General features: G+C 73.5%; 18 protein-coding genes. 6 read left to right on the plus strand and 12 right to left on the minus strand.

Going from position 1 to position 19,214, the window contains the following annotated elements:
- Positions 1 to 85: 85 nt before the first annotated feature.
- Positions 86 to 1,636 (minus strand): non-reducing end alpha-L-arabinofuranosidase family hydrolase, encoded by a 1,551-nt coding sequence (locus O7633_RS10010; protein ID WP_282327498.1) that lies wholly within the window; start codon positions 1,634 to 1,636, stop codon positions 86 to 88.
- Between the two features lie 393 nt (positions 1,637 to 2,029).
- Here O7633_RS10010 and O7633_RS10015 point away from each other — a divergent pair, with 393 nt between their 5' ends.
- A complete protein-coding gene (locus O7633_RS10015; RefSeq protein ID WP_282327499.1) occupies positions 2,030 to 3,112 on the plus strand; it encodes a polyprenyl synthetase family protein in 1,083 nt (360 codons plus the stop codon).
- Between the two features lie 172 nt (positions 3,113 to 3,284).
- Here O7633_RS10015 and O7633_RS10020 read toward each other — a convergent pair whose 3' ends face one another.
- Positions 3,285 to 3,677, minus strand: coding sequence for an Rv2175c family DNA-binding protein (locus tag O7633_RS10020; protein ID WP_278128228.1), 393 nt, complete (start codon positions 3,675 to 3,677; stop codon positions 3,285 to 3,287).
- Positions 3,678 to 3,854: 177 nt separating this feature from the next.
- Between O7633_RS10020 and pknB the strand changes: the two genes are divergently transcribed.
- Both pknB and O7633_RS10030 read left to right on the plus strand, forming a co-directional pair.
- Positions 3,855 to 5,840 carry a Stk1 family PASTA domain-containing Ser/Thr kinase gene (gene pknB / locus O7633_RS10025; protein ID WP_278128230.1) on the plus strand — a complete coding sequence of 662 codons (1,986 nt, stop codon included), beginning with the start codon at positions 3,855 to 3,857 and terminating at the stop codon, positions 5,838 to 5,840.
- On the plus strand, positions 5,837 to 6,706 hold the full coding sequence (locus O7633_RS10030) for a deoxyribonuclease IV (RefSeq protein WP_278128232.1): 870 nt from the start codon (positions 5,837 to 5,839) through the stop codon (positions 6,704 to 6,706). The genes pknB and O7633_RS10030 overlap by 4 nt, the downstream gene beginning before the upstream one ends.
- A 32-nt stretch (positions 6,707 to 6,738) precedes the next feature.
- On the opposite strand, the gene O7633_RS10035 is transcribed toward O7633_RS10030, so the two are convergent.
- From O7633_RS10035 to O7633_RS10050, 4 genes are all read right to left on the minus strand, one after another.
- Complete coding sequence (locus O7633_RS10035; RefSeq protein ID WP_282327501.1) at positions 6,739 to 7,773, minus strand: GntG family PLP-dependent aldolase; 1,035 nt, start codon at positions 7,771 to 7,773, stop codon at positions 6,739 to 6,741.
- Positions 7,774 to 7,823: 50 nt separating this feature from the next.
- Complete coding sequence (locus tag O7633_RS10040) at positions 7,824 to 9,230, minus strand: 3-deoxy-7-phosphoheptulonate synthase class II (protein WP_074474852.1); 1,407 nt, start codon at positions 9,228 to 9,230, stop codon at positions 7,824 to 7,826.
- A 91-nt stretch (positions 9,231 to 9,321) separates the two neighbouring features.
- Entirely contained in the window at positions 9,322 to 9,807 is a 486-nt protein-coding gene (locus O7633_RS10045; RefSeq protein ID WP_282327503.1) for a hypothetical protein, read from the minus strand.
- Positions 9,808 to 10,009: 202 nt separating this feature from the next.
- The gene (locus O7633_RS10050; protein ID WP_178065877.1) at positions 10,010 to 11,632 is read right to left on the minus strand and encodes a glycosyl hydrolase family 18 protein; all 1,623 of its coding nucleotides are present in this window, start codon (positions 11,630 to 11,632) and stop codon (positions 10,010 to 10,012) included.
- A gap of 161 nt (positions 11,633 to 11,793) precedes the next feature.
- On the opposite strand from O7633_RS10050, the gene O7633_RS10055 reads away from it, so the two are divergent.
- Positions 11,794 to 12,282: a glutathione peroxidase gene (locus O7633_RS10055; RefSeq protein ID WP_074474849.1), complete on the plus strand. Its 489-nt coding sequence runs from the start codon at positions 11,794 to 11,796 to the stop codon at positions 12,280 to 12,282.
- Between the two features lie 66 nt (positions 12,283 to 12,348).
- Here O7633_RS10055 and O7633_RS10060 read toward each other — a convergent pair whose 3' ends face one another.
- Positions 12,349 to 13,152 (minus strand): SGNH/GDSL hydrolase family protein, encoded by an 804-nt coding sequence (locus O7633_RS10060; protein ID WP_282327505.1) that lies wholly within the window; start codon positions 13,150 to 13,152, stop codon positions 12,349 to 12,351.
- A 224-nt stretch (positions 13,153 to 13,376) separates the two neighbouring features.
- Between O7633_RS10060 and O7633_RS10065 the strand changes: the two genes are divergently transcribed.
- Together O7633_RS10065 and O7633_RS10070 are read left to right on the plus strand one after the other, a co-directional pair.
- Entirely contained in the window at positions 13,377 to 14,210 is an 834-nt protein-coding gene (locus O7633_RS10065) for an exonuclease domain-containing protein (RefSeq protein ID WP_282327507.1), read from the plus strand.
- A 110-nt stretch (positions 14,211 to 14,320) separates the two neighbouring features.
- Positions 14,321 to 15,268, plus strand: a complete 948-nt coding sequence (locus O7633_RS10070) for a threonine/serine dehydratase (RefSeq protein ID WP_074474846.1) — start codon at positions 14,321 to 14,323, stop codon at positions 15,266 to 15,268.
- A 70-nt stretch (positions 15,269 to 15,338) separates the two neighbouring features.
- Here the strand turns inward: O7633_RS10070 and O7633_RS10075 are convergent, their stop codons facing one another.
- The 5 genes from O7633_RS10075 to O7633_RS10095 all read right to left on the minus strand — a co-directional run bounded on the left by O7633_RS10075 (position 15,339) and on the right by O7633_RS10095 (position 18,992).
- Positions 15,339 to 15,689, minus strand: coding sequence for a DUF2203 domain-containing protein (locus O7633_RS10075; RefSeq protein ID WP_074474845.1), 351 nt, complete (start codon positions 15,687 to 15,689; stop codon positions 15,339 to 15,341).
- A 227-nt stretch (positions 15,690 to 15,916) separates the two neighbouring features.
- Entirely contained in the window at positions 15,917 to 16,903 is a 987-nt protein-coding gene (locus O7633_RS10080) for a nucleotidyl transferase AbiEii/AbiGii toxin family protein (protein WP_278128240.1), read from the minus strand.
- Positions 16,900 to 17,469, minus strand: a complete 570-nt coding sequence (locus O7633_RS10085) for a type IV toxin-antitoxin system AbiEi family antitoxin domain-containing protein (protein ID WP_043967222.1) — start codon at positions 17,467 to 17,469, stop codon at positions 16,900 to 16,902. Before O7633_RS10085 ends, O7633_RS10080 begins: the two co-directional genes overlap by 4 nt.
- A gap of 87 nt (positions 17,470 to 17,556) precedes the next feature.
- Positions 17,557 to 18,642: an oxidoreductase gene (locus O7633_RS10090; protein ID WP_282327509.1), complete on the minus strand. Its 1,086-nt coding sequence runs from the start codon at positions 18,640 to 18,642 to the stop codon at positions 17,557 to 17,559.
- On the minus strand, positions 18,639 to 18,992 hold the full coding sequence (locus O7633_RS10095; protein WP_091278453.1) for a hypothetical protein: 354 nt from the start codon (positions 18,990 to 18,992) through the stop codon (positions 18,639 to 18,641). The genes O7633_RS10090 and O7633_RS10095 overlap by 4 nt, the downstream gene beginning before the upstream one ends.
- Positions 18,993 to 19,214: the final 222 nt, after the last annotated feature.

A 19,214-nucleotide genomic window follows, 5' to 3' on the forward strand; every position in this document is an offset into this window, starting at 1 on the left:
CGGTGGGCCCGGCCTACGCCGGACCCACCGCTCGATCGAACTCACGCCGGCCGCTGACTCACGCCGTCAGCGTCGGTTCACGCGGTCAGCGTTGCAGGGTCAGCAGACCCGGCCGGTACGGCAGGAGGCCGTAGTCGCCGCCCGAGTTGGTGGCGCGGCCTTGGTACAGCAGCTGCAGGTTGCACGGGTCGATCGTGTTCGTCTGATCCGCGCTGGTGCGTAGCAGCTCGCCGTGGCTGATGTCGTTGGTCCAGGTGGCGCCGCTGTTGGCCTTGCCCGCGAACGGGTTGTTGTAGGTCGTCGCGTTCGGCGTCCAGGTGCCGCTCAGGCTGGTCGCCGTGAACGAGCGGAAGTAGCGCTCCCAGGAACTGGTCCTGGCCTCGATGATCATCAGGTACTGGTTGCGGCCCTGCACCTTGTAGACCTGCGGCGCCTCGAAGATGTTCTCCGAGGTGTCGCTCATGATGGTCGTGTAGCTGGAGCCGAAGCTGCCCGGGAAGTTCCCGATCGGCATGATCTGACGGTAGATCTTGCCGTTGTCACCGGCGAAGAACAGGTACATGTTCTGGTCGTCGCCGATGATCGTCTGGTCGATCGGCCCGGTGCCCGAGTCGGTGATCGTCGCGGTCGACAGCGTCTGCGGGGCCGACCAGCCGTTGGCGTTGGCCGGGTCGGTCGACGTGCGGTACGAGAACGCCGTCCCGCCCCACTGGTAGGCCAGCACCCAGATGTTCTTCGGCGCGAAGTAGAACAGCGACGGCGCCACGGTGCTCTGGCTCATGGTGTTCTGGGGGGCCGAGCCGAGCTGGTTGAGGTTGTCGACCAGGCCGAAGTTCATCGAACCCCAGCCGCCGGTGGCGCTGCTGCTGTGGGTGGTGGCGTACACCAACTGCTTGCCCTGGTAGGGGGCGATGGTGAAGTCCTTCAGCGACGCCCAGCCGGCCTTCGGCTGCGCCAGCGGGCCGGTCGACGACCACCGGTAGGACGTCGGCAGGTTGCACGTGCCGCCCGGCGGGGGCGTCGTCGGCGGCGGGGTGGTGGGGTTCGTCCCACCGTCGACGCGGACGAGCTGCCACTGCTGGTTGCTGCCGTTCCAGTCGTCGTACTGCACGATGTTGCCGCCGTCGGCGGTCGACGCGCCCTGCACCTCGACGACCTTGTTGCTGTTCCGGTTGATGAACCGGACGTAGCCCCCGTCGGAGTCGGCCAGGCGGAACTGCTGGTTGGTGCCGTTCAGGTCGCTCCACTGCACGATGCTGCCGCCGTTGGCGGTGGAGAAGTTGTAGACGTCCAGCACCTTGCCGGACAGCCGCGACTTCAGCCGGTAGTAGCCGCCGCCCGAGTCCACGAACTGCCACTGCTGCTGGTTGCCGTTGTTACGCGTCCACTGGGTGATCCGCGCCCCGTCGCTCGTGGCGAGGTTGTAGACGTCCAGGGCCTTGCCGCTGTTGCGGTTGACCAACACGTACCACGCGTTCGTGTCGACCGAAGCAGCGGCGGCGGGCGTCGACACCGCGGCCGCGGCGGCCACGCCGAGCACCACCGTCGACACGCCGGCGGCGACGACCCGAGACAGCCACCCGCGTCGCCGCTGTGGCGGCGGTGCGATCGATGGCGATCCACCAATGGCAGACATGATCCTCCTTCAGATGACCAGAGATGGGCAGCGCGGGGACGGCCGCGCGCGTCGATGATGTGAGCGCTAACATCACGTACGCAGGCCTGGCGCACGCCAATCCAAGACCAACGAAGCGGCTTGCCCGGCAGCCGTGGGCGTCGTCGTCCTTGACCATCGACTGTGAGCGATAACACGCCGTTCGTCAAGTCGTAATGTTCGATACCCGAGCGAGCGTCACGCACCGTCGGCGGCGCGCCCACCCGGCGGGATCGGCTCCGGGCCGCCGACCCCGGATCGTCGGCCCCGCGGCGTCCCGTCACCCGGACGCCCCAGCGCCCCGGCACGAGCGGCCGGTGACACGCCACGCACCGCCGATGCGGCAGCCGCCGGGCGACCCGATAGCGTCGGGGCGTGAACCACGCTGCTCCCGTATCCCCCGTCGACCGGGCCGGCCTGCGCCAGCGGATCGACACGGCCCTCGCCGGCTTCCTCGCCGGCCAGCGCACCTGGCTGACGGCCGTCGACGAGGCCCTGGTGCCGGTGGCCGAGGCGATCGAGGCGTTCGTGCTGGGCGGCGGCAAGCGGCTGCGCCCCGCGTTCGCGTACTGGGGGTTCCGGGGCGCGGGCGGCGGCGACGCCGACCAGGTGGTCACCGCCCTGGCTGCGCTGGAGTTCGTGCAGGCCAGCGCACTGATCCACGACGACCTGATGGACCGCTCGGACACCCGGCGCGGCGAGCCGGCGGTGCACCGGCGGTTCGCCGCCCGGCACCGGGGGGCCGGCTGGGGCGGCGACGCCGACGGCTTCGGCGACGCGGCGGCGATCCTCCTCGGCGACCTGTGCCTCGTCTGGTCCGACGAGCTGCTGCACTCCGCCGGGCTGGACCCGCGCGTCGTCGCCCGGGCCCGGCCCGTCTTCGACGAGATGCGCACCGAGGTCACCGTCGGGCAGTACCTCGACGTGCTGACGCAGGTCACCGGCGACACGTCGGTGGAGCGCGCGGGCAAGGTCGCCCGGTACAAGTCGGCCAAGTACACCGTCGAGCGTCCGCTGCTGCTGGGCGCGGCGCTGGCCGACGCGCCCGCCCACGTGCGGGCGGCCTACTCGGCGTACGGGCTGCCGCTGGGCGAGGCGTTCCAGCTCCGCGACGACGTGCTCGGGGTGTTCGGCGACCCGGCGCAGACCGGCAAGCCGGCCGGCGACGACCTGCGCGAGGGCAAGCGGACGTACCTCGTGGCGGCAGCCGTGGCGGCGAGCGACGACGCGGGCCGCGCCCTGCTGCTCGGCCGGCTCGGCGATCCGGAGCTGGACGCCGACGGGGTGGCCCGGCTGCGCGAGGTGATCACCTCGACCGGCGCGCTGGCCCGCACCGAGGAGCGGATCGCGGCGCTGACGGAGACGGCGCTCGCCGCGCTGTCGGCCGTCGACCTGGAGACGGAGGCCCGGCAGGCGCTGGTGGACCTGGCCATCGCCGCCACCCGCCGCACCGACTGACCCGTCCCGCCGGCCGACCCGCCCGGTCCGGTCCGTCAGCCGCCCGGTCCGGACCGTCAGCCGACCGACCCGGCCGGACGCCACCGGCCGACCGGTCTGGTCCGCCCCGCCGACCGACCAAGCCGGCCCGCCGCGCGGACCGGCCGGGTGCGGAGGTCGGCCGGGAGGGCCGTCAGAAGCCGAGGGCCTGGGCGCGGCGCTTGACCTCGCGGGCGTGGTCGCCGCCGAGGGTGGCCGCCGGGGTGCCGCCGGAGAGCGTGTCGTCGGGCTCGTAGAGCCAGCGCAGCGCCGCCTCGTCGTCGTAGCCGGCGTCGGCGAGCAGGGTGAGCACGCCGGGCAGGTGCTTGAGCACGGTGCGGTTGGCCACCAGGTCGGCGGGCACCCGGCGCACGCCGTCGCGGCGCACGGCGAGCAGCTCGCGGTCCCGGATCATCTGGTGCACCTTGCTGATCGACAGGTCGAGGCGCTCGGCGACGTCCGGCAGGGCCAGCCAGGCGGCCGGGTCGGTCGGGCCGGCGGGGCCGGCGTCGGAGGCGGCCTGGCCGGAGGGTGCGGAGTCGGTCACCCGATCACCCTGCCACGCCCCCGCCCGGGAGGCGCGCGGCACCCCCCTCGGCCCGCGGGCGAGCAGGTCGGCGGGGGCGCCGGGGCCGGTCCACGCGCGCGGCGTGGTGGGACCCCGGCCATCCGGCTGTAGCATCCGGTGCAACCTCCACCCTCCGGAGACATAGACTGCCTGCCGATGGACACACAGGTCGCCGACACGTTGCTGGGCTCGCTGCTCGACGGGCGCTACCGCATTCGCGGTCGCGTGGCCCGTGGTGGCATGGCGACCGTGTACACCGCCACCGACGAGCGCCTGGAGCGCACCGTCGCCGTCAAGATCATCCACCCGACCCAGGCCCCCGACGCGCGGACCCGGATGGCCGGGTTCCTGGCGCGCTTCACCGACGAGGCGAAGACCATCGCCCGGCTGACCCACCCGAACGTGGTCGCGGTCTACGACCAGGGCACCCACGCCGGCCTGCCGTACCTGGTCATGGAGTACGTACGGGGCCGGACCCTGCGCGACGTGCTCGCCGAGCGCCGCCGGCTCAACCCCGACGAGGCGCTGGCGATCATGGAGCAGATGCTCGCCGCGATCGCCGCCGCGCACCGCGCCGGCCTGGTCCACCGCGACGTCAAGCCGGAGAACGTGCTGGTCGCCGAGGCGCCCACCGGCGGCGTGGCGAACCTCGTCGACAGCGTCGTCAAGGTCGCCGACTTCGGGCTGGCCCGGGCCGTGGAGGCCAGCTCCGAGGAGGAGCCGGGCAACCAGCTCATGGCCACCGTGGCGTACGTCGCCCCGGAGCTGGTCACCGACGGCCGCTCCGACACCCGCACCGACGTCTACTCGGCCGGCATCGTGCTGTTCGAGATGCTCACCGGCCGGGTCCCCTACGACGGCGACCGCCCGGTGGACGTCGCCTGGCAGCACGTCGACCGGGACGTGCCCGCCCCGTCCACGCTGGTGCCCGGCCTGCCCCGGGCGCTCGACGACCTGGTCGCCCGGGCCACCCGCCGCGACCCGGGCGCGCGCCCCACCGACGCCGGCGCCCTGCTGGCCGAGGTCCAGGTGGCCCGCGACGACCTGGGCGACGCCAACACGCACACCGCCGTGCTGCGCCCGGTGGCCGACGAGACCAGCGCCATGGCGCAGCCGACCATGGCGGTCGCGGCGGTCCGACCGGCGCAGCGGCCCGCCTGGGCGCGGCTGCCCGAGCCCGAACCGCAGCGCCCGCACCGGCGGCGGGCCACCCCCGAGCCCGAGGGGCCGATGGCGGGGCTCGCCGCGCTGCGTACCCGGATCATGGGCGACCCGCGCGGCCGCAAGGGAGTCCTCGCGGCCCTGGTGGTCCTCGGCCTGGTCGTCGCGGTCACCGGCTGGTGGTTCGGGATGGGCCGCTACACGGTGGCCCCGGAGCTGGTCGGCCTCACCAAGGCCGAGGCGGAGGGGCAGGCCGGCCGGGGCGGGTTCGTGCTGCGCTACGCCGAGCCCCGCTACGACGAGCAGGTCCCCCGCGACGCCGTGCTGACGCAGGAGCCGGCCTCGGCGGCCCGGATCGTCAAGGGCGGCACGATCACCCTCACCCTGTCCCGGGGCCCGGAGCGGCTGCCGGTGCCCGACGTGGTCGGCAAGGACTTCGACCTGGCCAAGGACGACCTGACCAACGCCGAACTGGTGGTGGTCAAGGGCGGCTCCCGCTACGACGACACCCTGCCCGAGGGCGTCGTGGTGGCCACCGACCCGAAGGTCGGCACCGAGGTGAAGCCCGGCGCGAAGGTCACCGTCACCCTCAGCAAGGGCAAGGCGCCGATCTCGGTGCCCAACCTGGTCGGCAAGAACCTCGCCGAGGCCCGCACCGCCCTGGCCCAGCTCGGCCTGGTGCCGGTGGAGACCTACAAGAAGTCGGACAAGCCGCGCGACGAGATCCTCGGGCAGAGCCCCGCCAGCGGCACCGGCGTGGAGAAGGGCGCCCAGGTCAAGCTCGACGTCAGCGAGGGCCCGCCGCAGGTCGTCGTGCCCCGGGTGGTCGACCTGCCCTGCCAGCAGGCCAAGCAGCAACTGGAGGGCCAGGGCCACCCGGTGACCGTGCAGTTCAACCCCAACGGCACCGTCCGGTACCAGAACCCGGGAGAGAACTCGCAGGTGCCGCCCGGCACCCCCGTCACGATCGGGTGCCTGTGAGCACGCCCGCGCCCCGCCGCCCGGTCGGCTCGCACACCCCCACCTCGGGCGGGCTGGCCAAGGCCGCCCTGCCGTACGTCGACGCCGCCGGCTCCGAGGTCGTCCAGGTCTACGTGTCCAACTCCCGGGGCTGGGCGCTGCCGGCGGGCGACCCGGCCCAGGACGCGCTGTTCCGCGACGGCTGCGCCGCGCGCGGGGTGCCCGTGTTCATCCACGCGTCCCTGCTGGTGAACCTGGGCTCACCCACCCCGGCCACGGTCGAGCGCTCCGCGCAGACCCTGGCCCACGCGCTGCGCCGGGGGCGGGCGATCGGCGCTCAGGGGGTGGTCTTCCACGCCGGCAGCGCCGTCGACGCCGGCCACGCCGACGCGGCCATGCGCCAGGTGCGCGAGGCGCTGCTGCCGCTGCTCGACGAGGCCACGGCCGCGGGCGGGCCGCTGCTGCTGGTGGAGCCCAGCGCGGGCGGCGGCCGGTCCCTGGCCTCCCGGGTGGAGCACCTCGGCCCCTACCTCGACGCGGTCGACCGGCACCCCGGCCTGGGCGTCTGCTTCGACACCTGCCACGCCTGGGCCGCCGGGCACGACCTGGCCGCCGAGGGCGGCATGACGGCCTGCCTCGACACGCTGGTGGCCACGGTCGGGCCCGACCGGCTGCGGCTGGTGCACGCCAACGACTCGAAGGACCTGTGCGGCTCGACCCGGGACCGGCACGAGAACATCGGCAAGGGCAGCATCGGCGAGCCGGCGTTCGCCGAGCTGATGGCCCACCCCGCCACGGCGGGCCTCCCGATCGTGGTGGAGACCCCGACGGAGAAGCACGAGGGCCACGCCGCCGACATCGCCACCCTGAACCGCCTGCACCCCTGACCCCCGCTGCCCCGCCCCGGAGGCGGGCCGGGTCAGCGGCGGAGGATCGAGGTCAGGACGGCGGCGGCGCGGTCGACCGCGGCGTCGTCGACGTCGAGGTGGGTGACCAGGCGGGCGAGGCGCGGGCCGAGCACCGAGATCAGCACCCCCTCGGCACGGGCCGCGGCGGCCAGGCCCCGCGCGTCCAGCTCGGTCTTCGTCAGGTCGAGCGGGACCAGGTTCGTGCGCACCGGCGAGGCGAGCACCCCGAACGGGGCGAGCGCCTCCGCCAGGCGGGCCGCCTTCGCGTGGTCGTCGGCGAGCCGGTCGACGTGGTGCGCGAGAGCGTACCGGCCGGCGGCGGCGAGCACCCCGGCCTGGCGCATCCCGCCGCCCATCCGCTTGCGGATCGTCCGCGCCCGCCCGATCCGCTCCGCGCTGCCCACCACCAGCGAGCCGACCGGCGCGCCGAGCCCCTTCGACAGGCAGACGGACAGGGTGTCGAACAGCGCGCCGTACTCCGCCAGGGGCACCCGGTCGGCCACGTGCGCGTGCCAGATCCGGGCCCCGTCGCAGTGCAGGGCGAGCCCGTCGGCGTCGGCGACCCGGCGCAGCTCGCGCAGCGTGGCCAGGGGGATCACCCCGCCGCCGCCCCGGTTGTGGGTCTGCTCGACGGCGATCGCCCGCGTCGGGACCGCGAAGTAGCCGTCCTGCCGGACCATCCCGGCGACCACGCCGGGGTCGAGGTCCGCGCCGGCCGCCGGCCACGTCCGCGACGAGATCCCGCCGTACGCCGCCGCCGCGCCGATCTCGTACGTCACCACGTGCGCGTCGGCGTCGCAGAGCAGCTCGTCGCCGGGCGGCACCACCAGTTGCAGGGCGATCTGGTTGGCCATCGACCCGGTCGGGGCGAACAGCGCCGCCTCGTGCCCGAACAGCGCGGCGACCTCGGCTTCGAGGGCGTTGACCGTGGGATCCTCGCCGTAGACGTCGTCGCCGACCTCGGCGGCGGCCATCGCCTCCCGCATCCCGGCGGTGGGCCGGGTCACGGTGTCCGACCGCAGGTCGACGACCAGTCGATCAGCCACGGTTCCGCCCTCGGCCGCCGACTGCGGGGCTCGCAAGCTCACTCCTCGCGTCAGCCACGGAGCATCTCCGCCACGAGGAACGCCAGCTCCAGCGACTGCTGGGTGTTCAGCCGGGGGTCGCAGGCCGTTTCGTAGCGGTCGGGCAGGTCCAGGTCCTCGATGCCCTGCGCGCCGCCGAGGCACTCGGTGACGTCCTCGCCGGTCAGCTCGACGTGCAGGCCGCCCGGGTGGGTCTCCAGCCCCCGGTGCACCTCGAAGTAGCCGAGCACCTCGTCGACGATGCGGTCGAAGTGCCGCGTCTTGTAGCCGTTGGAGGACTCGTGGGTGTTGCCGTGCATCGGGTCGCACTGCCAGACCACCTTGGCGCCGGCGGCGGTGACCTTCGCCACGATCGGCGGCAGGGTGTCGCGGACCTTGTGGTTGCCCATCCGGCTGATCAGCGTGAGCCGGCCGGGGACGTTCTCCGGGTTGAGCTTCTCGCAGAGCTCGATCGCCTCGTCGGGGGTGGTGGTCGGGCCGAGCTTCACGCCGATCGGGTTGGCGATGCGGGAGATGAAGTCGATGTGCGCCCCGTCGATCTGCCGGGTGCGCTCGCCGATCCACAGGAAGTGCCCGGACAGCCCGTACGCCCGGGTGCCGGAGACCCGGGTGAGCGCCCGGTCGTACTCCAGGGCCAGGGCCTCGTGGGAGCAGTAGAGGGTGACCGTGCGCAGCGCGTCGTCCTCGGTCATCCCGCAGGCCCGGATGAACGCGATGGCCCGGTCGATCTCCCGGGCGATCGCCTCGTAGCGCTCGCCGGCCGGGGAGTTCTTGACGAAGCCCTTGTTCCAGTCGTGCACCGCGTGCAGGTCGGCCAGCCCGCCGGCCAGGTACGCCCGGAGCATGTTCATGGCGGCGGCCGAGTTCGCGTACGCCCGGATCATGCGCTGCGGGTCGGCGACCCGGGCCTCCGGGGTGGCCTCCAGCGAGTTGATCAGGTCACCGCGGTAGGCCGGCAGCCCGCGGGCGTCGGTCGGCAGCGACCGGGGCTTGGTGTACTGCCCCGCCACCCGGGCGACCTTGACCACCGGCAGGGACGCGCCGTAGGTGAGCACGATCGCCATCTGGAGCAGGGTGCGGGCGTTGGCGAGCAGGTGGCTCTCGGTGTTGTCGGCGAAGGTCTCGGCGCAGTCGCCGCCCTGGAGCAGGAACGCCTTGCCCTCGCAGACCAGGGCGAGCTTGCGCCGCAACTGGTCGACCTCGTACGGCGCGACGACCGACGGCACGGTGTCGAGGACCTTGCAGACCTCGGCGACCTGGGCCTGGTCGGGCCACGGCGGGACCTGCGCGCGGGGCAGCTCCCGCCAGCGGTCGAGGCCGAGGGCGGCGTCCTCGGCGGAGTCGACGGTCGGGCGGCTGGTCTGCAGGCCGGGGCTGCCCACGGCGGGATGGCTCAGCTGATGCCACTCATGGCGCATGACGGAAAGCGTACGGCGACCGCCCGGGCCGCCGACGGGCGAGGGGGACGGTTTCCGGCAGTTGGAAGATCACCGCCGACCCGGGGCGTGGTCAGGGGGTGACCGACGGCTCCGGGGTGTTCCCGCCCGGCGCCTCGCTCGCCACACACCAGTCGGCGCCGCTGCGGGTGACGGTGAACAGCAGCGGCCGGGTGGCCTCGCGGGAGCCGGCGGTCACGGTGATCTCCGTGCTGACCTCCTGCCCGCCCGCGCCCGGACGGACGTCGGTGATCGTCGCCCCGGTCACGGTGAAGTGGTCGGCGAAGTCGCCGTTCGGTCCGGTCGCGGCGGCGTCGAAGGCCTCCTGGGAGGGGGCGCACAGCTGGCCGCGCCCGGCGGCCACGTCCTTGGCGATCATCGCGTCGAGGTACGCCTGGACCCGCTCCCGGGACTTCGCGGCGGCCTCCTCGGCGGGCGCCCGGCCGGGCTGCTGGGTCGCTCCCCCGCTCTCGCCGCAGCCGAGCAGGGCGAACGGGAGGGCCGCGAGTGTCGCGACCAGCGCCGCCCTGCCGGCCACCCTGGTGTTCGTCACGCCCATCCGTCCCTCCCTCTCGGCCCCGGCACCGGGGACGCCGCCGATGGGCGAGTCTGACACATCACCCCCGCGCCACGCCCACGCCGGGCCGCGCCCCCGCGCGCCGAGGCCCGGGAACCGCCGTGCGGACGGTTCCCGGGCCTCGGGGGTGTTTGCAGGGGACCCTTGCTATGCAGAATGCGTTAACAGGGGGCCCTTCCTTTCATCAGCCGAGGCCGCCGCGGATCGCGCCGATCAGCTCGCCGTTGGTGGTGTCGCCGGACAGCTCCCAGAAGAACGCGCCGCCGAGGCCCTGGTTCTTCGCGTACGTCATCTTTCCGCCGATGGTCGACGGGGTGTCGTAGCTCCACCAGTTGCTGCCGCACTTGGCGTACGCGGTGCCGCCGACCGTGCCCGTGGCCGGGCAGGTGTTCTTGAGCACCTTGTAGTCCTCGATGCCGGCCTCGTAGGTGCCCGGCGCCGCCCCGGTGGCGGAGCCGCCCGGCGCGGACTGGGTGACCCCGGTCCAGCCCCGGCCGTAGAAGCCGATGCCGAGCAGCAGCTTGTCGGCCGGGATCCCCTTGCCCTTGAGCTTCTGGATCGCGGCGTCGGAGTTGAAGCCCGCCTGCGGGATGCCGGTGTAGGAGTAGAGCGGGGAGTGCGGGGCGGTGGGGCCCTGCGCGTTGAAGGCGCCGAAGTAGTCGTACGTCATCGGCATGAGCCAGTTGAGGTTGCCGATCGCCCCGGCGTAGTCGGTGGCGTCGATCTTGCCGCCGTTGCTGCCGTCGGCGGTGATGGCGGCGGTGACCAGGGCCGAGGAGCCGAACTTCGACCGCAGCGCCGAGATCACGTTCTTGAACGCGTTCGGGCCGCTGGAGTCGCAGGTGAGGCCGCAGGCGTTCGGGTACTCCCAGTCGACGTCGATGCCGTCGAAGACGTCGGCCCAGCGCGGGTCCTCGACCAGGTTGTAGCAGCTCTCGGCGAAGGCGGCCGGGTTCTGCGCGGCCTGGGTGAAGCCGCCCGACCAGGTCCAGCCGCCGAAGGACCAGATGACCTTGAGGTGCGGGTACATCTTCTTCAGCTTGCGGAGCTGGTTGAAGCTGCCGCGCAGCGGCTGGTCCCAGGTGTCGGCGACGCCGTCGACACTGTCGGCCGCCGTGTACGCCTTCTCGTAGTCCGCGTAGCTGTCGCCGATGGCGCAGCGCCCGCCGGTGGTGTTGCCGAAGGCGTAGAGGATGTGGGTGAGCTTCGCGGCGGAGCCGCTGGTGTGGATGTTCTTGACGTGGTAGTTGCGGCCGTAGACGCCCCACTCGGCGAAGTAGCCGACGACCTTCTTGCCGCCGCCGGTGGGCGGGGTGGTGGTCGGCGGCGGGGTGGTGGGCGGCGCGGTCGTCGGGGGTGCGGTGGTGGGCGGGGCGGTCGTCGGCGGGGCGGTGGTGGGGGTGGTCCCCCCGCCGCACGGCGCGCCGTTGATGGTGCAGTTCAGCGGCGCCTTGTAGGCCCCGGTGCCGTTGTAGCCCCAGCTGAAGGTCGCCCCGGGGGCGAGCGGGCCGGCCCAGCTCTTCTTCACCGCGACCCAGTGGTTGCCGCTGCTCGTGACGTCGGCGTCCCAGGCGCTGCTGATGGTGGTGCCGGCGGGCAGGTCGAACTCGATGCGCCAGGTGCTGACGCTGGCGGCGGAACCGTTGGTGACGGTGACCCGGGTCTCGTGGCCGGTTCCCCAGTCCTGCGCCTTGGCGAACGTGGCGGTCACACTGCCGGCGCCGAACGCCGAGGTCACCGGGACCACCGCGGCGGTCACCGCGACCACGGCACCGGCCCAGAGGGCCCGGCGGAGCGATCTCTTCATGTGGCGGCTCCCCAAACAGTTAGGAAACTTTCCAAAAGGATGGTGAGACGCTACTCACGCCGTCATCAGTTCGTCAAGATGCACATGCGTCGATAGTCGCGGGAATCCGGGCCGACGGCCGCCGCGACGCCGGCCGGGGATCACCTGGGTAGCCTCGCCCCATGACCGTCTTCGACACCGAGATCGACGCCCTCACCGGCGGCCCGGCCGACCTCGCCCGCTACCGGGGCAGGGCGCTGCTGGTGGTGAACGTGGCCTCCCGCTGCGGCCTCACCCCGCAGTACGCCGGCCTCCAGGCCCTGCACGCCGAGTACGCCGACCGGGGCCTGGTGGTGCTCGGCGTGCCGTGCAACCAGTTCGCCGGCCAGGAGCCCGGCACGTCCGCCGAGATCGGCGAGTTCTGCCAGGTCAACTACGGGGTCACCTTCCCGCTCACGGCGAAGGTCGACGTCAACGGCCCCGACCGGCACCCGCTCTACGCGGCGCTGGTGACCGCGGCGGACGGCGACGGGCACACCGGCGACGTGCGGTGGAACTTCGAGAAGTTCCTGGTGGCCCCGGACGGCACGGTGGCGGCCCGGTTCGCCCCGACCGTCACGCCGGACTCCCCCGAGCTGCGCGCGGCGGTCGAGAAGGTCCTGCCGGCCTGAGCCGCGGAAGCGGACGGGCCCGGGACGGCGGAGAGCCGTCCCGGGCCCGCGGGAACACCGGCCGGGTCAGCCGGCGGCGGAGCGGAACACCGGGTAGTAGCCGCCGGACTGGCCGGCCGCCGTCGGGTGGTACGAGATGCCGATGCTGGCGAAGTTGAGCGCGTGCAGCCACTTCTCGCCGTAGCTGCACAGCTGGTGGCCGACGAAGATGGAGCGGACGTCGGCGAACGTGAAGCCGGCCGAGGCCGCGGCGCTGCGGGTGATGTCGTCGACCAGGTTGATGCCCTCGTTGATCTTCGCCCGGGAGTTCGCGCTCAGGCCGACGCAGACGGTGCCGAGCTGGTAGAAGACCGGGTAGCCGACCACCACCACCCGTGCCGACGGGGCCTTGGACCGGATTCCGCTGTAGACCTTCGCGAGCTTGCCGGACAGCTCGGCGCGCGCCTTGTCCTCGGCGGCCTGCACGGCGGCGACGCACTGGCTCTCGCCGTAGAGCACGCAGGTGGTCATGATGTTGGCGAAGCCGACGTCGTTGCCGCCGATGGTGACGCTGACCAGCGTGGTGGTCGACGACAGCGCGGAGAGCTGGTTGTTGATCACGTCCGTGGTGGTCGCCCCGGAGCAGGCCACCGACTTGTACGACGCGGGCTTGACGTTGGCGTTGTAGAGCGCCGGGTACGCGTTGGTGCTGCGCTGGCAGCTTCCGCTCTCCGAGGTGTAGCTGCCGGCGCCGACGCCGGAGGCGTACGAGTCGCCGAGGGCGACGTAGCGGTCGCTGGGCGCGGCCTGGGCGGGGACGGCCAGCGCGAGCGTGGCGCCGATGGACGCCGCGAGACTCACGGCGAGGGTAACGAGACGGGATCTCCGCACGTCGCACTCCTGGGGGTGGGAAGTGGTGGTGTGAGATAGATATCACTGAATGCAGGTCAAATGGAAGATCACCGATCCTCTAACAGGGGTGCCCGGTAGGGGTCACGCGACCGTCCACAAGAGGCGGAAATCCGCCCGTTCGTCGGCGTGTGCGGCAGGATGCCCGCCGGGCGCGTACCCGAAGATCGTCTCCTGTTCGTCGACACCCCACAGGAGACAGCTCAGTGATCAACAAGTACGCCGGGCGCTGCGCCACCTGCCACGCCCCCGTGGCGGCCGGCGCCGGCCGGCGCGCCAGCGCCAACGGGGTCTGGAACACGTACCACGACGGGTGCCTGCCGGCCCGGGTCGCGCCGCCCGTCGGACCCCACAGCGGGTGGCACGACCTGCCGGTCGTCGGCTTCGACCTGGAGGGCACGCTGCCCGATCCGACGCAGACCCGGATCGTCTCCGCGGCCCTGGTGCACAGCGACGGCACGACGCAGGAGTGGCTCGTCGACCCGGGCGTGCCGATCCCCGCCGACGCGACGGCCCGGCACCGCATCACGGACGAGAAGGTGCGCGCCGACGGCCGCCCGGCCCGCGAGGCGCTCGCGGAGCTGGGCACGGCGGTGGCCAAGCTGATCGCCGACGCCACGCCGCTGGTGGCCTTCTGCGCCCCGTACGACGTGACGGCCCTGCACACCGAGCTGGCCCGGCACGGCCTGCCGGCCATCGACTGGGACCGGGCCGTCGTCATCGACCCGTCCGTGCTGCACCAGCAGGTCGAACCCCGGTGGTACGGCCGCCGGCAGCTCGGCGACCTGTGCCGGTACTACGAGGTCACGCTCGACAACGCCCACGACGCCGCCAGCGACGCGCGGGCCGCCGCCGACCTGGCCCGCTCGATCGCCGCCCGGCACGAGCCCATCGCCCGGATGCGGCCGGACGCGCTGCACCGGGCGCAGGTCGGCTGGCACGCCGAGCAGGCCCGGGGACTCCAGCTCTCCTTCGACCGGCGGGGCATCGACAGGACGGTCAGCACCGAGTGGCCCCTGGAGACGGCCCCGCGCGGCTGACCCCGACCGGGTGCGGCGGCTGACCCGGCGGGGCGCGGGGCGGCCCGGCCGGGCCCCGTGGTGGGTGCGAGGGCGTGAGGCGGTGTGAGGTGGCGGCTAGGCTGCGCCGTGTGCAGTTGGTGAGCGCGGACGACATCACGGCGGCGCAGCGGCGGATCGGCGGGCGGGTCGTCCGCACCCCGCTGCTGGCCTGCACGCACATCGGCGACGAGTACGGCCTCGACCTCTGGGTCAAGGCGGAGAACCTGCAACACACCGGCAGCTTCAAGACGCGCGGGGTGCTCAACGCGCTGCTCGCGCTCACCGAACGCGCCGGTCGACCGGCCGGCCTGGCCGCCTTCTCGGCCGGCAACCACGCGATGGCCGTGGCGTACGCCGGCCAGGCGTACGCCCTGCCCACCGTGGTCTGCATGCCGCCGCACGCGGTGCCGACCAAGATCGAGGCGGTCCGCCGGTACGGCGGGGAGGTCGTGCTCACCGACGACCTGCTCGGCACCTGCGAGGCCATCGCGGCGGAACGCGGATACCACCTGCTGCCGCCGTTCGACGACCCGGACGTCATCGCCGGCCAGGCCACCATCGGCCGGGAGATCCTGGCCGACGGCCCGCCGCCGGGGCTGGTCCTGGTGCCGGTGGGCGGCGGCGGGCTGATCAGCGGGGTGGCCGCGGCGGTACGGGCGGCGGCACCGGCGGCGCGGATCGTCGGGGTGGAGCCGGCCACCGCCAACGCCGTCGGGCACGCCCTGCGCACCGGGGGCGCGGCCCCGGCGACGCCGCCCCGGTCGATGGCCGACGGGCTGGCCGCCCCCTTCGCCGGCCGGCACACCCTGGCCCACATCCAGGCCCTCGTGGACGACGTGGTGGAGGTCGCCGAGGACGCGATCTGGGGCGCGTGGTGGGAGCTGCTGGACGCCACGAAGCTCCTGGTCGAGCCCTCCGCCGCCGTCACCTACGCGGCGCTGCGCACCGGCCTGGTCAGCGCCGCGTCGTGCACCCGGGTGGTGCTGGTGCTCAGCGGCGGCAACGTCTCACCGGCGGCGCTGGCCACCCTGCGCTGAGCCGCCCCGCCGCATGGGTGTGAGAAGGGTGCCCTTCTCGACCGTATGCGTTAACAGGGGGCCCTTCCTTTCACACGCGGCGGCGGCCGGCGAAGCCGCACTCGACGCGGTGGTACCAGCGCACGTCCGAGTCGCCCTCCAGCCAGCACCACAGCACCGGGCGGCCGGCCCGCTCGCCGGGGAAGTCCAGCAGCACCGGGGCGATGCTCTTGACCTGGATGTCGTGCTCGTGCAACTCGTCCACGACCCCGTGCAGCCGGGCCTCCAGGCCCTTGACCTCGGCGAGGCCGCCGAGCGGACTCAGCCCGCCGTCGGCGAGGTCGGCGCGCAGCTCGGCGAGGTCGGCACGGAGCCGGATCAACTCGTCGATGCGCGGTTGCAGGGTGGCCACGAGGTGACGCGCCTGAGCGAGGGTGAACACCGCGCCAGTATGGGGCACGGGTCACGTCTCGCGCAGGGGTGTCGGCCCCGGCCAACGCCCGCACCCCGCCCCACTGATTCTCACCGCGCCACGTTGCGCACCGCCTGGACAAGGACGGTCGCCCGGCTGCTCCACGGTCCGGGCGACAGTTGGTCGTCCCACTCCGGCCCGGCCGTCAGCAGACCATCCGCACCGGCAGGCGGCCAGGCTCCAAGGTTGGTGGGCGGTCACTCGTCCGGCTGGTCGTGCGAGAGCTGGCGACCACGCCGAATCGCTTCGTCGTAGGCACCCATGTCGATCGCGTCCGCCGTCAACTCGTCCAGTGCCTCACGGCGTGCTCTCGACCGCTTTTCCCCACCACCGGAAAGCGGGGTCAAGGCGGGATCAGCCAGCGCGAAGACCCGCTGCAACACCTCGTCGAAGCTCTGCGGCAACCGATCATCGAGGCGATGCTTACGTCGCCAGGCGGCCCACCGCCGCTGCGCGAGCGTCGCGTAGCCGTCGAGAGCCTGGCTCAGCGGCGCGAGCGTCACCTCGCGGTACTCGGCCACCCGTTGCACGGCTGCGGCCAGCTCGTCGCCATCGACGTCGTGCAGGCCGGAGAGCAGGTAGACGTCGGCGAAGTCGCGCCAACGGGTGTTTGCCGCGCCCCGCTGCAACGCTGTCACCAGCTTCTCCGCGTACACCATGGAGAGCGGATAGCCCGTCACCATGATCTCACCGTCGAGCAGGCGTGGCAGCTTGATCGGCTTTGGATCAGGCCAGATCGGGTCGCCGACGTTGACGTCGACATGGAAGGACAGGCGGGCAGCGGCGAGGTGGCCGCTGAGGCTGACCCGCACGCCGGTGTAGACGTCGTCGTCCCGGATGGTTTCCGCCGTTGCGCTCGCCGCATTGAGCGTCAGGCCGTCGTCGAGGTCCAGGGCGCTGATGCGACGGACGATACCGAGCACCTGTTCGGCGTCGTTCGAAATCCATCGGCCCTGGAGATCCACGTCCCGGGTCGGCCGGCGGGCGGCGTAGGCGGCCAGCAGCACGCCGCCCTTGAGGACCAGCTTGTCCGCGTACGGGGATCGGGCCAAGCGGGCGAGGAAGCCCTCCAGGGCATAGACCTGGTGCAGTTCATCGGTGGGGCGGCCAGTGCGGCGCGCGAGATTCTGAAGGTCGAGGTAGGCGCGACCGGCCGGGGTGGCTCGGGTCGGGCGCACGGTCACAGCAGGATCTCCAGAGCCTCTCGGAGTGGTCGTTCGGCCTGCGGGAAGTATCGAGCCATCGCCAGCAACTTCGCCGGTGCCGCGCCGTCGCGTCTCAGCCACCGACGCAAAGCCGGGTACGCCAGCTCCGGGCCCTCGCGGTGCCGGAGGCGAAGGGCATCGATGATGCTGCGCTCGGGCCCGTACAGGCCGATCGAGGTCTCCGGATCGAGTGGCAACTCCGCGCGGCCGACCTCGAAGGTGGCCGGGTCGAACGCGTGCCAGGCGACCGGGGCGGCCGTCGCCGGTCGATGTCGGCCGCGCGGCAGCGCGACATCGATGCGGGAGGGAATCTCGTCGGTGAGGCCGTGACGAGCCAGTGCGCTCGTCAGGCACAGGGTGGCAGGCGGAGCCCGGTGGGCAAGCTCGACGAGGTCGATGTCTGCGGCCTCGGCGTCGTGGCGTCGATAGAGCCCATGGCCCATGCGCTCTATCAGCCCTTGGTCCCGCAATCGGTAGAGCCGCCACCGTGTCAGGCCGGCTTCCAGGGCCTGCGAGTAGCTGAAGGTTACCGGCAACGAACGCATTGACGCTTCTTCAACCTCTCCCCCTCGCCTCACCGGAGAAACCCTACACACCCCTGCGGGATCTGTAAGGAATTCCTCCGGAATTCCTTAGGCTTCAGACCTCGTAAACGGACAAAACGGCAGGTGGATGCGCTCGGCCGGGACCCCGGCGGCGAGCAGCCGCAGCCGCGACCCGGCCAGCATCGGCGGCGGCCCGCACAGATGGACCTCCTGCCCCGGCCGGTAGTGGTCCAGGGCCACGGTCAGCGCGTCGCCCCGCTCCCCCGCCCCGGCGAACGGGTCGTGCGACAACGCCGGCACCAGGGTCAGCCAGTCGTGGGCGCGCTGGAGCTTGTCGAGGCTGACCGAGTCGTAGAGGTCGCCGAAGGCGCGCGCGCCGACGACCAGGGTCACCCGCCGCCCGGCCGGGGCTGCGGCGACCTGCTCGACGAGGGAGCGCAGCGGCGCGAGGCCGGTGCCCCCGGCCACCAGCAGCAGGGCCGCCCGCAGGGCCGGGTCGAGACCCAGCCCGACGTCGCGCGGCGGGCCGAGCCAGAGCGGGTCGCCGGGGCGTACCGCGTGGACCAGGGCGCGGGAGACGGCCGCGACCGCCCGGACGTGCAGTTCGATCGTGCCGTCGGGGCGCGGCGCGTTGGCCGGGGAGTACCAGCGCCACCGGCCGGGCCAGCGCTCGGTGCAGACCGGCACCGCCTGGCCGGGTCGGAAGGGCAGGCGTCGCCAGGGGCGCACGGTCAGGATCGCGACGCCGTCGGCGGGCCGGTCGTGGCCGATGACCTGCGCCGGCCACCAGGCCGGGCCGCCGCCGGCCCGCTCGGCGGCGCGGGTCACCGCCGCCGAAGCCCGCCGCGCGGCCTGCGCCCAGGCCGCCGCCAGCTCCGGCGTGCCGGGCGCGTGCCGGGCAACGGTGGCGGCGAGCGCGGCCTCCACCGCATGCTGGTGCGGCAGCAGGCGATGGCGGCGGTAGGCGTGGCCGAGCACGGCCAGCAGCGCCGCCCGCCCCGCCGGGTCGTCGCCGCCGGAGGCCAGCCGCCCCAGCGCCGCGAGGAACACGGCCGCCTCCTTCGCCGGCAGCCGCCCCGGGCAGCGCTCCTCGACCGCGCACCAGAAGTCGTCGGCCGCCGCGCGGGCGTACCGCAGCAGGGTGGACCACGACGCGGCCAGGGCGGCGGTCACGCGCCGGCCTCGTCGGCGAAGGCCCGCCGGGCCGCGTCCACCGCGCCGGCCGGCACGTCGAGCGCCCACAGCACCCCGGCCAGATAGTCGACCACGCGGCGGTGCTGCTCCTCGGTCAGGCCCAGGCCGCGCCACGCCCCGGCCGCCGGCCGCGCGATGTCGCCCGCCGGCCCGCCGAGCGCCACCGTGAGGGTCAGTGCCAGGTGCCCGGCGAGCCGGGCCCGATCAACCCCGATGAGGTACGGCGCCAGCTCGGCGTCCGCCGCCACCAGCCGCAGCCAGCGGGCCACCGCGTCGCGCACCCCCGCCGATCCGAGCGCTTCGACGGGGTACGGCCCGAGCCCGGTCACGCCCACCGCCAGGTGCCCGGCATCGTTGTCATGGAGAGTCCTTCCGTCGGGATCGCGAGGTGAGACGGCACCGGGGCGGGCGGGGACGGCGGACGCGCTGGGGGCCGCGCCCTGCCGGAGCCGGCACCCGCCCCGGGCCATGCCGACAGGTTCGCGGCACGCGAGAGCCAGCGTCATGACTGCCAACAGATGGTCGACACGCATCCCACGCAAGTGGAGCTC

The organism is Micromonospora sp. WMMD712 (genome assembly GCF_029581295.1).
Taxonomy (GTDB): Bacteria; Actinomycetota; Actinomycetes; order Mycobacteriales; family Micromonosporaceae; genus Micromonospora; species Micromonospora carbonacea.

Bases quoted from the DNA above. Each gene is read 5' to 3' on its own strand.
- pknB (WP_278128230.1), top strand. From the start codon at position 3,855: ATGGACACACAGGTCGCCGACACGTTGCTGGGCTCGCTGCTCGACGGG.
- O7633_RS10050 (WP_178065877.1), bottom strand. From the start codon at position 11,632: ATGAAGAGATCGCTCCGCCGGGCCCTCTGGGCCGGTGCCGTGGTCGCG.
- O7633_RS10045 (WP_282327503.1), bottom strand. From the start codon at position 9,807: ATGGGCGTGACGAACACCAGGGTGGCCGGCAGGGCGGCGCTGGTCGCG.
- O7633_RS10040 (WP_074474852.1), bottom strand. From the start codon at position 9,230: ATGCGCCATGAGTGGCATCAGCTGAGCCATCCCGCCGTGGGCAGCCCC.
- O7633_RS10055 (WP_074474849.1), top strand. From the start codon at position 11,794: ATGACCGTCTTCGACACCGAGATCGACGCCCTCACCGGCGGCCCGGCC.
- O7633_RS10085 (WP_043967222.1), bottom strand. From the start codon at position 17,469: ATGCGTTCGTTGCCGGTAACCTTCAGCTACTCGCAGGCCCTGGAAGCC.
- O7633_RS10010 (WP_282327498.1), bottom strand. From the start codon at position 1,636: ATGTCTGCCATTGGTGGATCGCCATCGATCGCACCGCCGCCACAGCGG.